Origin of the sequence: Pseudomonas sp. BS3767 (genome assembly GCF_900099665.1) — a bacterium.
Taxonomy (GTDB): domain Bacteria; phylum Pseudomonadota; class Gammaproteobacteria; order Pseudomonadales; family Pseudomonadaceae; genus Aquipseudomonas; species Aquipseudomonas cerasi.
This window is the reverse complement of the sequence record NZ_FNCX01000016.1, coordinates 1-13,985: the sequence shown is the minus strand read 5'-3', so window position 1 is coordinate 13,985 and position 13,985 is coordinate 1. Positions and strand designations below refer to the sequence as shown.

Genomic DNA, 13,985 nt, shown 5'->3' with positions numbered 1-13,985 from the left:
GGCAAGGCGCGCTTGTCGAGCTTGCCGTTGGCGGTCAGTGGCAGACTGTCCAGCAGCATGATCTGCGCGGGCACCATGTAGTCCGGCAAGCGCGCCGCCAGCTGCTCACGCAGTTTGTCGACGTTGAGGCTCGTGCCGGCTGCCGCGACGCAATAGGCCACCAGTTGCAGGCGTGTCTCATCGCTTTCCAGCGGCTGCGCCAGCACCACGGCGTCGGCCACGTTTTCCAGGGTTTGCAGAAGCCGGCCGACCTCGCCCGGTTCGACCCGGTAACCGCGGATTTTCACCTGATCGTCAGCACGGCCGAGGTATTCCAGCACGCCATCCACCCACTGCGCGCGGTCGCCTGCACGGTACAAACGCTGACCGTTGGCGTCCGGGTCCGGCACAAAGCGTTCGGCGGTCATTGCCGCACGGCCCAGATAGCCCTGCGCCAGCCCGCGACCGCCCAGATACAGTTCACCGGCCACCCGTTCGGCCACCGGATTGAGGTAAGCGTCCAGCACCCGCGCTTTGCCGTTGGCCAGCGGCTGACCGACCGGCACACTACGGCAGGCACTGAGGTGCCCGGCCACTTCGTGGGTCAGGATACCGACCGTGGTTTCGGTCGGGCCGTAGTGGTTGATGATCCGGCAGCCCGGCTTGAGCGCACGCACCTGCTCGATCAACGCCCAGGCGCTGGCCTCGCCACCCAGAATGAGCACTTGCCCAGGCAGCACGTCCGCCGGGTTGGCGGCCTGTAGCAGACCCTGCAAATGGCTGGGCACGATTTTCAGCACTTCAACCTGATGCTCGGCCATGTAACGCGCAAAACCGTCAGGGTCGAACGCCTGCTCGTGCGACAGCAGGTGCAGCGGTCGGCCGGACGCCAGCGCACCGAACAACAGCGTATGCCCCAGGTCGGCAGCGACCGTCGACACCATCGCCATGCTCGCCCCTTCATTCAACGCCAGACGCTCAAGCACGCCCTGCACATAGTTGGCCAGCGCGCCGTGGCTGACCACCACCCCCTTGGGCTGCCCGGTGGAGCCGGAGGTGTAGATGATGTACGCCGCTTGCCCAGACAGCACCCGAACATCCAGCGCCCCGCTATCGACAGCGGCCCACAGCGCAGCATCGAACGCCAGCACCGGGCACACGCCCAACCGCGCGGCCTTGTCATCATCGGGTGCATGCACCAGCAGCACCGCGCCGCTGTCACGGGCCAGTTGCTGCAAGCGCTCGAACGGTTGCGCGCTGTCCAGCGGCAAGTACACCGCGCCCAGTTTCAGCACCGCCAGCAGGCTGACCACCCATTCCACGGAGCGGTCCAGACACAGCGCGACGGTCATGCCCGGCTTGATGTCCTGGGCGTGCAGGTAGCGGGCGAATTGGTTACTGCGTGTCTCAAGCTCGTCAAAGCTCAATACCTGCTGACCCACACGCAACGCGGTGTTGCCACGCCCGGCACGCAGGCCCTGTTGCCAGAGGCTGAGGAAATCGGGGCAGGCAACGTCCTGGGTTTGCTCGGCGACCGGCGACGATACGGCGTGTGGATGATCGGCCAGACGCCGGTCGGTGTCCGAGACCAGTGCTTGCAGCACGCTGCGCAACGCTTCGGCGATACGCTCGATGCTCTGCGCTTCGAACAGGTCGGTGGCGTAGGTGAAATAACCGCGTATCCCTTCGGGCGTGTCGGTGAAGTCGAAGGCCAGATCGAAACGCGCATCGCTGCCGCCCATCGGGAACTCATCGACCGTCAGGCCCGACACGCGCTGCCCGCTGCCATCGGCCGCCAGCACGTGCTGATTGATCTTGAACTGGAACAGCGGGTTGTGGCCCGGATTGCGCTCCGGTGCCAAGGCATCCACCAGATGCTCGAACGGCAGTTCCTGATGCGACTGCGCGCCCGTCACCACCTGCTTGACCTGATCCAGCAGCTCGGCAAAGCTCTGCCGCTCATCCACCTGCACGCGCAGCACCTGAGTGTTGATGAAAAAGCCGATCAGCCCTTCCAGCTCGCTGCGTGTGCGCCCGGCATTGGGTGCGCCGATGCGGATGTCGGACTGCCCGCTGAAGCGCGACAGCACCACCGACAGCGCCGCCAGCGTCACCATGAACAGGGTCTGGCCATTGTTGCGCGCCAGGCTTTTCAGTTGCGTGGACAATTGCTGCGGCAGGTCGACGCGCACCATCGCACCGCGATGGCTCGGTTGCAGCGGACGCGGATGATCCAGTGGCAGGCTCAGCAACGGATGTTCGCTGCCCAGTTGCTGTTTCCAGTAGTCCAGCTGCCGCTCGCCCTCCCCGGCCTCCAGCCAGGCGCGTTGCCAGATCGCGTAATCTGCGTACTGAATCGCCAGCTCGGGTAACGAAATCGGTTGTCCGGATACCTGAGTCTGATACAACTGCACGAATTCGCGAATCAGCACTTCGCCGGACCAGCCATCGGACACCACGTGATGCATGCACACGGTCAGTACGTGTTCGCTTTCACTCAGTTGGAACAGCTTGACCCGCAGCAGCGTGCCGCTCAGCAGGTCGAAGGGCTTTTGCAACTCGGCGCGCACCTGCTGCTCGATGTCTGCGGGCGCCACCGACGCGAACTCAAGAGCGACTGTAGCCTGTTCGAGAATCTCCTGATAGAACACGCCATCCTCTGAAACGAAGCGGGTGCGCAGGGTTTCATGGCGTTGCACCAGCCGCTCCAGCGCTGCGCTCAGCGCCTGCCGGTCCAGTGCGCCTTTCAAACGCACCGCCAAAGGCACGTTGTAGGCTGCGTTGCCCGGCTCCATCTGCCAGAGGAACAGCATGCGCTGCTGCGCGTAAGACAGCGGAATACGCGCTGCGGCATGCCGGGTCACGGCGATGGGCAGCAGTTTGAAGCTCTGTCCGGTCTCATGCATTTTGGCGAGGATCTGGCGCCGCTGTTCGACGGGCAGGCCGACGAAACGCTGGGCAATACGCTCTGCTGCAGACTTGTCCATGTCAGATACCCGCCATTTCATTCATCATTTTTTCAATATCGGACAAGCCGTCCTCGGTCAGCGACAGGCCACTGCCGGCGAAGGCCTGAATAAATTCGTTCAGTTGCGGTTTCTCGAAGATCAGGCGCAGCGGAATGTCGATTCCCAGGCCGGTGTGGATTCTGGAAATCAGCTGCGTCGCCAACAGCGAGTGACCACCCAGCTCGAAGAAATCATCGCTCAGCCCGACACGCTCGACTTTCAGCACATCGGCCCAGATCGCCGCCATCTGCTGTTCCTGCTCGGTACAGGGTGCGACGTACTGGCGCTGCAACTGGCTGGCGTCCGGCTTAGGCAGTGCCTTGCGATCGAGCTTGCCGTTGGCGCTCAGCGGCATTCTGTCCAGCACGATGAAATGCGTGGGCACCATGTAGTCCGGCAGCGATTCCTTGAGACAGGCCTTGAGCGCATCACGCAACTGATCGTCGTGGTGCCCGACCACCAGATACGCCGCCAGCTGTTTGCCGGACGGGCCGTCAACGTCGATCACCACCGCCTCATGAACGCTGTCGTGCTCCAGCAGGCTGGCTTCGATTTCGCCCAGTTCGATGCGCAAGCCGCGAATCTTCACCTGATGGTCGATACGCCCGGCGTAGTCGATAACACCTGCGTCGCGATAACGCGCCAGATCGCCGGTGCGGTACAGCCTGCCGCCGCCCTGCTCGTCGAACGGGTCCGGCACGAAACGCTCGGCCGTCAGTGCTGCACGGTTGTGATAACCACGCGCCAGACCGACGCCCCCCAGGTACAACTCCGCCGCCACGCCCTGTGCAGCTGGCAGCAGACCGTCGTCGAGGATGTGGGTTTTCAGGTTGTCGATCGGCCGTCCGATCGGCACGCTGAGCACGTCGTCTGTGGTGCACGTCCAATGGGTCACGTCGATGGCCGCTTCGGTCGGGCCATACAGGTTGTACAAACCGGCCTGCGGCAAGCGCTTGAGCACCTGAGCGGCCAGCTCGGCAGGCAGTGCTTCACCGCTGCATACCACTCGGCGCAGCGTGTTACAGCTTTCCACCTGGGGATGAGTCATGAACGCCTGCAGCATCGACGGCACGAAATGCAGCGTCGTGACCTGATGCTCGCGGATGGTCTGCACCAGTCGCTCGGGGTCGCGGTGATCACCCGGCAGCGCCACGGCCAGACGCGCGCCGGTCATCAGCGGCCAGAAGAATTCCCAGACCGACACGTCGAAACTGAACGGTGTCTTCTGCAGAACGGTATCGCTGCCATCAATTTTGTAAGCTTTCTGCATCCAGTGCAGACGGTTGATCAGCGCACGATGGCTGTTGCCCGCGCCCTTGGGCTTGCCGGTCGAACCGGAGGTGTAAATCACGTAAGCCAGGTTCAATGGATGGCTGAGGTTGACCGGATTGGCGGTGCTGTAACCCTCCAGCCAGTCGCCGTCCTGATCCAGGCACAGGCTCTGCACCTGAGGCGGAACAGGCAAACGCTCCAATAGCGCCGCTTGGGTCAACAGCAAACCGATACCGCTGTCCTGCATCATGTAGGCCAGACGATCCTCGGGGTAGTCCGGGTCCAGCGGCACGTAGGCACCACCGGCCTTGATGATCGCCAGCAGGCCGATCACCAGTTCCAGGCTGCGCTCGACGCAAATGCCCACCAATACGTCCGGGCCAACGCCCGACTCACGCAGGCGATGCGCAAGCTGATTGGCGCGGGCGTTGAGCTGTACGTAGCTCAGTTGTTCAGTGGCGAAAACCAGCGCCGGTGCGTCCGGCGTGGCGCGCACCTGGGCTTCGATCAGGCTGTGCAGGCAGGCTTCACTGGGGAAGTCTGCAGCGGTAGCGTTCCAGTCGTGAAGAATCTGCTGCCGTTCAGCCACGTCGAGCATCGGCACTTCGGCAATGCGCTGTGCGGCATTGGCGCAGATGGCCTGCAACAAGGCCAGCCAGTGCCCGGCCATCCGCTCGATGGTGTGCGGGTCGAACAACGCTGTCGCATAGGTCAGGCCAGCGCTCAGGCCACCGTCATGTTCGGCAGTGTTGAGGGTCAGGTCGAACTGCGCCGGGTAACTGTCCGGCAGCAGCGCTTCGACCTGCAGACCGGGCAGCGCGCGGACGTCGGCGCTGGCCTGGCGCTGGTGATTGAACATCACCTGAAACAGCGGGCTGTGGCTGAGGCTGCGCTGTGGCTGCAGGGCTTCGACCAGTTGCTCGAATGGCAGCTCCTGATGCGCCTGGGCTTGCAGGGCAGTGTGTTTGACCTGCTGCAGCAACTCGTTGAACGTCGTATGCACGTCAAACTCGGCGCGCAGCACCTGTGTGTTGACGAAGAAGCCGATCAGGCCTTCGGTTTCAGCGCGGTTGCGGTTGGCAATCGGCACGCCGACGCGAATATCCGACTGGCCACTGTGACGGTGCAGCAGGCTCTGGAATGACGCCAGCAACAGCATGAACAGGGTCACGCCCTGTTGACGCGCGACCTGCTTCAAGCCATCGATCAGCGCAGGCTCAAGCTCGACTGCCAGACGCGCACCGGCATGGCTTTGTACCACTGGCCGCGGGTAATCGGCCGGCAGCTCCAGAATCGGCTGCTGATCGCCCAATTGCTGCTTCCAGTAATCCAGCTGCCGGGCCTGCTCGCCAGCCTCCATCCAGGTCCGCTGCCACAGTGCGTAGTCGGCGTATTGCAGGTCCAGCGCGGTCAGGCTCACCTCACGGCCCTGACTGTAGCCCTCGTAAAGGCGCACCAGTTCATCGACCATGATCGGCATCGACCAGCCATCGGAGACGATGTGATGCTGAGTCAGAATCAGCACATGTTCATCGGTGTTGAGGTTCAGCAAGCGGACCCGCAACAGCGGTCCCTGCTCCAGGTCGAACGTGCGCTGCATTTCCTGCTGCACGCAAGCTTCAAGAGTCTGGCCGCTGGGCAGCGACTCGACAGACAGGATCAAGGCACGTGGCGGATGAACGATCTGCAGCGCCTGCTCGCCCTGCTGGCGGAAGGTCGTGCGCAGGGTTTCGTGACGGGCAATCAGCGCGCTGAAACTGTGCTCCAGCGCAGCGATGTCCAGCGAACCGCGCAGGCGCAGGGCTGCGGGAATAATGTACGCGGTGTTCTGCGGATCAAGCTGCCAGAGGAACCACTGACGCTGCTGCGCGTAAGACAGCCCCAGCGGCTGCGTGCGGTCGGCCTTGATGAAGCGCGGCGCGTCGTTGCCCTGCCCTGCGCCGGCTGCGAGCGCGAAGGCCGCCAGATCACGCGCTTCGAACAAGTCGCGTAACGACAACTCGACGTCCAGTTGCTGACGAATACGCGAAATCACCTGAGTGGCCAGCAGCGAATGCCCACCCAGCTCGAAAAAGTTGTCACTGCGTCCGACCCGCTCGAGTTTCAACACGTCGGCCCAGATCGCTGCCAGTTGCTGCTCCAGCTCGCCTTGCGGAGCGCTGTAGGTGACCTGCAACTGACTGGCGTCCGGCGCAGGCAACGCCTTGCGGTCCAGCTTGCCGTTGGCGGTCAACGGCATGCTGTCGAGAACGATGAAATGGGTAGGCACCATGTAATCGGGCAAGTGCGCCCTGAGTTGGCTTTTCAGCGTTTCACGCAGCGTTGTCTGATCCTGATCAGGCTCGGTAGGCACCAGGTACGCCGCCAATTGCCCTTCCAGCGCCAGCACGCTCACTTCACGCACCGCCGGGAGCGCTTGCAGCCGCGCTTCGATTTCGCCCAGCTCGATACGGAAGCCGCGAATCTTCACTTGGTGGTCGATACGCCCGGCGTATTCGATGGTTCCGGCAGCGCGATAACGCGCCAGGTCGCCGGTGCGGTACAGGCGGCCACCGTCGTTGGAGAACGGGTCAGGCACAAAGCGTTCGGCGGTCAGCGCGGCGCGGTGATGGTAGCCCCGCGCCAGACCGGCATGGCCGATGTGCAACTCGCCGCTGCAACCTTGGGCAACCGGGTTGAAATCAGCGTCCAGCACATACCACGACAGGTCGGGAATCGCCTCGCCAATCGGGCTGGCCGGGTTCTGCGTGTCGGCCAGCGTGATCGGTCGATAGCTCACGTGCACCGTGGTTTCAGTGATGCCGTACATGTTGATCAGTTGTGGCGCTTGATCGCCAAAGCGCTCGAACCACGGCTTCAGGCTGGCGACGTCCAGTGCCTCGCCGCCAAAGATGACTTTCTGCAACGACAGCGGTAGCGACGAATCGCAGGCCACACGCATCAGTTGCTTGAACGCCGACGGTGTCTGGTTGAGCACCGTGACCTGCTGTTCGACCAGCAGCGCATGGAAGTCTTCCGGCGAGCGGCTCACTTCGCGCGGCACGATGACCAGTCGGCCGCCATGCAGCAGCGCGCCGAAAATCTCCCAGACCGAGAAGTCGAACGCGAAGGAGTGGAACAGCGTCCACACGTCCTTTTCGCTGAATATGAACCAGTCATCTGTGGCCGCGAACAGGCGCATCAGGTTGTGATGGGCGAGCAAGGTACCTTTTGGCTTACCGGTCGAGCCCGAGGTGTAGATCACGTAGGCCAGGTTGTCCGGCGCGGTCTGGCTGATCGGGTTATCGGTGCTGTAATCGTTCAGCGCATCAGCCAGATCCAGAGTTTGAACGTGTGCAGGAATCGGCAACTGACCCAGCAAATGCGCTTGAGCCAGCAACAATTCGATACCGCTGTCCTGCATCAGAAAGCTCAGGCGATCCTGCGGGTAATCCGGGTCCAGCGGTACGTAAGCGCCACCGGCCTTGAGGATCGCCAGCATTCCCACGATCATTTCCAGACTACGTTCAGCGGCCAGCCCGACGCGAACATCCGGACCGACGCCCTGCTCACGCAGTTTATGGGCGATCTGGTTGGCGCGACGGTTGAGCTGTTGATAGCTCATCTGCTCGGCACCAAAGCTCAGAGCGATGGCCAGCGGCGTGCGCTCGGCCTGGATTTCAATACGTTGATGGGCACAATAATCGCTTGGGTAAACCGCAATGTCGCGGTTCCAGTCGCGCAGGGTGTCTTGCCGTTCATCGATACTCAACAGCGACAGATCGGCGATGCGTTGGTTGACGTCGCGGCACATGCCGCTCAGCAGGTTGCGCCAGTGCCCGGCCATGCGCTCGATGGTCGATGCGTCGAACAGGTCGGTGGCGTAGGTCAATGCGGCTGTCAGGCCGTCCGGGCGTTCGCAGGTGTCGAGGGTCAGGTCGAACTGCGCGGTGTGCTTGGCGGACACCTGATATTCCAGACGCAGCCCTGCCAGCTCACGGGTCTGGTTGTGGCCTTCGCTCTGGTGGTTGTAGGCCACCTGGAACAGCGGGCTGCGGCTCAGGTCGCGCTGCGGCTGCAACGCTTCGACCAGTTGCTCGAACGGCAGGTCCTGATGCGCCTGCGCCTGTACGGCGGTGTGTTTGACCTGCTGCAACAGCTCGGCCACGGATGTCTGCATGGTGAATTCGGCCTTGAGCACCTGGGTGTTGACGAAGAAGCCGATCAGCCCCTGGGTTTCGCTGCGGGTACGGTTGGCGACCGGCACGCCGACGCGTATATCGGCCTGACCGCTGTAGCGATGCAGCAGGGTCTGCAACGAGGCCAGCAACAGCATGAACAGGGTGATGCCCTGTTGCCGCGCCAGCACCTTGAGGCCGTCAAGCAGCGCAGCGTCCAGCTCGACGTTAAGCCGCGCACCTTGGTAACTGCGCAGCGCAGGACGCGGCCGATCAGTGGGCAATTCCAGAATCGGCTGTTGCTCGCCCAGTTGCTGCTTCCAGTACGCCAGCTGGCGTTCCTGTTCACCCATTTCCAGCCAGTTGCGCTGCCAGAGGGCGTAGTCGGCGTACTGGATCGGCAAAGGCGCCAGCTTGACCTCGCGACCGAGGCTGGCGGCCTGGTAGAACTGCATCAACTCCTCGACCATGATCGGCATCGACCAGCCATCGGAGACGATGTGGTGCTGGGTCAACACCAGTACATGCTCCTGCCCGCTCAGCCTGAGCACGTTGACCCGCAGCAGCGGCCCTTGCAGCAGATCGAAAGACTGCTGCACGTGGCGATCCACCCAGGCTTCAACGGACTCGCCAGCCGCCAGTTGCTCGACACCGAGCGCAAAAGGCGACACCGGATGCACCACCTGCAGCGCTTCATCGCCCTGCTGTTCAAACGTGGTGCGCAGCGTTTCGTGACGCTCGATCAGTTGCTCCACACTGCGCCGCAATGCCTCGACATTCAGCGCGCCGTGCAGGCGCAACGCCAGCGGAATGTTATAAGCCGCGCTGTGCGGTTCCAGTTGCCAGATGATCCATTGCCGCTGCTGCGCGTAGGAGAGCGCGGACGGCACCTGCGTCTCCCGCACTGCGATCGGCGTGACCCCGTAGAGATTCACCCCTTGACGCTTGAGCAGCACCGCCAGCGCCTTGCGTTCACGGGCGGACAGCGATTTAACGGAGTCAAGCAACTGTTGCACTGGGGTCTCTCCTGCTAAGCAATCAAATTATCAATTTCCTCCGCTGATAAACGTTTGAGTGCCTCCAGTGATTTAGTCAATTCGTCCTGCGCGTGGCCACTTTCGCCATTTTTTTCCTGCAGCGTGGCGCTGAAGTCCGCCAGCACCGGTTGCTCGAAGACATCCTTGAGGCTGACCTCGTGCTGCAACTGTTCGCGCACCCGCACGAGCATTTGCACCGCCAGCAGCGAATGCCCGCCCGACTCGAAGAAGTTGTCACTGCGACCGACCCGCTCGATCTTCAATACATCGGCCCAGATCGCTGCCAGTTGCTGCTCCAGCTCGCCTTGCGGGGCGCTGTAGGTGGCCTGCAACTGACTGGCGTCCGGCGCAGGCAGCGCCTTGCGGTCAAGCTTGCCGTTGGCGGTCAACGGCATGCTGTCGAGAACGATGAAATGGGTAGGCACCATGTAATCGGGCAAGTGCGCCCTGAGTTGGCTTTTCAGCGTTTCACGCAGCGTTGGCTGATCCTGATCAGGCTCGGTAGGCACCAGGTACGCCGCCAATTGCCCTTCCAGCGCCAGCACGCTCACTTCGCGCACGGCCGGGTGCGCATGCAGCCGCGCTTCGATTTCGCCCAGCTCGATACGGAAGCCGCGAATTTTCACTTGATGGTCGATGCGCCCGGCGTAGTCGATCATCCCACCAGCCCGATAACGCGCCAGGTCGCCGGTGCGGTAAAGGCGGCCGCCGTCGTTGGAAAACGGGTCCGGCACAAAGCGTTCGGCGGTCAGCGCCGCGCGGTTGTGATAACCCCGCGCCAGACCGGCATGACCGATGTGCAGTTCGCCGCTGCAACCCTGGGCGACCGGATTGAAATCCGCGTCCAGCACATACCACGACAAATCCGGGATCGCCTCGCCAATCGGGCTGGCCGGGTTTTGCGTGTCGGCCTCGGTTATTGGCCTGTAGGTCACGTGAACCGTGGTTTCGGTGATGCCGTACATGTTGATCAACTGCACTGCCTGATCACCAAAACGGTCGAACCACGGCTTCAGGCTGGCGACGTCCAGCGCTTCGCCGCCGAAGATGACTTTTTCCAGTGACATCGGTACAGGCGAATCACACGCCACACGCATCAACTGCTTGAACGCCGACGGTGTCTGGTTGAGCACCGTGACCTGCTGTTCGACCAGCAGTGCATGGAAATTTTCCGGCGAGCGGGTTACTTCGCGCGGCACGATGACCAGTCGGCCGCCATGCAGCAACGCGCCGAAAATCTCCCAGACCGAGAAGTCGAAGGCAAAGGAATGGAACAGCGTCCACACGTCCTTTTCGCTGAATGTGAACCAGTCATCCGTCGCGGCGAACAGGCGCATCAGGTTGTGATGGGCGAGCAAGGTGCCTTTTGGCTTACCGGTCGAGCCCGAGGTGTAGATCACGTAGGCCAGGTTGTCCGGCGCGGTCTGGTTGAGCGGGTTTTCCGTGCTGTAACCGTTCAGCACATCAGCCAGGTCGAGCGTCTGCACCTGTTCGGGGATTGGCAGTTTGCCAAGCAGCGGCGCCTGGGTCAGTAACAGTTCGATACCGCTGTCGTGCATCAGAAAGCCCAAGCGATCCTGCGGGTAATCCGGGTCCAGCGGTACGTAAGCGCCACCGGCCTTGAGGATGGCCAGCAGGCCGACAATCATCTCCAGGCCGCGCTCGGCGGCCAGCCCGACGCGCACATCCGGACCGACGCCCTGCTCACGCAGTTTATGGGCCAACTGGTTGGCGCGGCAGTTGAGCTGTTGATAGCTCAGTTGCTCGTCACCGAAGCTCAGAGCGATGGCCAACGGTGTGCGCTCGGCCTGGGCTTCGATGCGTTGATGGGCGCACTGCTCGCTCTGGTAGCGCTGCACGCTTTGCGTCCAGGCGGTTGGCAATGCCAGTTCGCCGAGTCGCGTGGTTGCCGATGCGCAGAGACTCTGCAGCAGGTGATCGAAATGCGCCGCCAGTTGCAGAATGCCTTCGGCGCTGAAGTGCTGGTGGTCGTAGCTGAAACGCACCGACAGCACCTCATTGGCCTCGACCACAAGGGTCAGCGGGTAATGCGCCTGCTCCTGATTGCGCAGGTCGTTGAAGGCCAGACCGTCCGGCGCACGTTGCAGGGCTTCGGACACCGGGTAGTTTTCGAACACCAGAATGGTGTCGAACAACGCCTCGCCACTGTTGCGCGCCCAGCGCTGAATGTCATACAGCGGCGTGTGCTCATGCTCGCGCAGGGCAAGGTTCTTCGTCTGTACCTGCTGCACCCAGTCGGCCACCGTCTGCTCGGCACGCGGGCTGGCGATGACCGGCAGGGTGTTGATGAACAGCCCCAGCTGTTCTTCGACACCCGGCAACTCGGCCGGACGCCCGGCCACGGTCGCGCCAAAGGTCACGCTGGACTGGCCGGTATAGCGTTGCAGCAGCAACAGCCAGGCCGATTGCAGCAGCGTATTGAGGGTGACGCGCTGCTCGCGGGCAAACGCGTTCAGGCGTCGGGTGCCGTCGTTGTCGATCAGCTGGATGTAGTCGCCGTAGCCCTGCCCCTCGGCCGAAGACTTGAACGCTTGCAGCAAACGGGTCGGCTCGTCCAGTTCCGCCAGCTCCGCAGTCCAGAAATGCTCGCTGAGGGCGGCATCCTGATGCTGTAGCCACTGAATGTAATCACGATAGCGGCCTGCCTGTTTCGCTGGCATCTGCCCGCTGTAGCGTTGCAGCACTTCACCGAGCAGGCGCGAGCTGCTCCAGCCATCCATGAGGATATGGTGGCTGGTATACACCAGATGCCACGCGTCTTTGGCGGTGCGCAACACGGCCAGGCGCAACAATGGCCCTTGCGCCAGATCGAAGCCTTGCTGACGGTCGGCCTGCGCCCAGTCGTCGAGCCAGCTTTCCGGCTGACCGCGCGCATCCAGCTCGACAAAAGGCACCTCGACCTGACGCTGCACCACTTGCAGCGACTGCTCGCGCTGGCTGACAAAACCGCTGCGCAGCACGTCGTGCTTGTCCACCGCGGCCTGCCATGCATCGCGGAAACGCGGCACATCCAGCCCGCGAATGTCCACCCGCAACTGATTGATGTAGTTGCCCACGCCTTCATCGAACAGCGAATGAAACAGCATGCCCTGCTGCATCGGCGACAGCGGGTAGATATCCTCGATCTGGCCCGCAGCAATCGGCAGCTCGTCAAGCTGCGTCTGGGTGAGGCGCGCCAGCGGGAAGTCCGAAGGCGTGACGCCTTGATGCCCGGCCGTGCAATGTTCGATCAGGGTGGTCAGCGCCTGCTCGTAGCGACGCGCCAGGGTGTCGATGGTCGAGGCGTGATACACCTCGCAGCTGAAGCTCCAGTCCAGTTGCAACTGGCCGTCGAACACCTGACCGTTGAGGCTCAGCCAGTTGCCCAGCGGCCCGTCCTCGCACAGCGCAGTGCCTGAACTGTCGGCACTCGGTACGAACAGCGCGCCTTGGTGTTCGTTGAAGCTGCCGTCGAACTGGCCCAGGTAATTGAACGTGACCCGCGCCTGCGGCAAGGCAGCCAACTGCTGCGCGAAAGACGCCTCGCCCATATAGCGCAACACGCCGTAACCAATGCCCTTGTCGGGCACCGCACGCAATTGCTCCTTGATGCCACACAGGCTTGCCCCCGGCGCGATCTGCGGTGTGAGGCGCACCGGAAACAGGCTGCTGAACCAGCCTGCGGTGCGGCTCAGATCGCTATCGTCGAACAGGTCTTCACGGCCATGCCCCTCCAGCTGGATCAGCACCGAGGGCTGCTGGCTCCATTCGCAGAGGACCTGGGCCAGCGCCGTCAGCAGCAGATCGTTGACTTGCGTGCGGTACGCGGCGGGCGCGACTTTCAGCAGCTTGTGGGTCAGGTCCCGGCTCAGCCAGGAAGAGGCATGCGCCGCGTCGCGATTGCGCATCGTGCCTTCGGGCTTGTCGCGAGGCAGCGGCTGGTCTTCGCCCTGCAAGGCCTGCAGCCAGTAATCGCGCTCGGTGTTCAGCTTCTGGCCGGTCGCATACTGTTGCAATTGCTCGGCCCAACGCTTGAGCGACGTGGTCTTTGCCGCGAGTGCTACCGGCTGGCCCTGCGCCAGGGTGAGGTACGCCTGTTGCAGGTCCTCCAGCAGCACCCGCCATGACACGCCGTCCACCACAAGATGGTGAATCACCAGCAACAGGCGCTGTTCGCCTTGTGGCAGGTTGATCAGCACGGCACGCAGCAGCGGGCCGTTTTTCAGGTCCAGGCTGCGCTGCGCCTCATCAGCCAGCTCAGGCAAGCGCTCGATGCTGTCCAGCTCATGGGTCCAGAGCAGCTCGCGAGTGTTCAGCGCGCCGAAGGTGGCCTGCCATTGGCCGCTCTGCTGGGTGAAACTCAAGCGCAGTGCGTCGTGCTGTTCGACCAGCGCAGTCAATGCAGTCTGAAGATAAGTGGCCTCCAGCGTTTGCAACGGCTTGAGCATCAGCGCCTGATTCCAGTGCTGACGCTCGGGGATGTCCAGCTCGAAGAAACGCGCCTGAATCGGCAGCAACGGCAACGAACCGCT

General features: G+C 62.8%; 3 protein-coding genes. All 3 read right to left on the bottom strand.

Going from position 1 to position 13,985, the window contains the following annotated elements:
- Positions 1–2,966 (bottom strand): amino acid adenylation domain-containing protein (locus BLR16_RS27655; RefSeq protein ID WP_170846058.1); only part of this gene is annotated, 2,966 nt, incomplete at its 3' end.
- A gap of 1 nt (position 2,967) precedes the next feature.
- Entirely contained in the window at positions 2,968–9,432 is a 6,465-nt protein-coding gene (locus BLR16_RS27650) for a non-ribosomal peptide synthetase (RefSeq protein WP_074809614.1), read from the bottom strand.
- Positions 9,433–9,446: 14 nt separating this feature from the next.
- Positions 9,447–13,985: non-ribosomal peptide synthetase (locus tag BLR16_RS27645; protein ID WP_139188237.1), on the bottom strand; the 4,539-nt coding region annotated here is incomplete at its 5' end.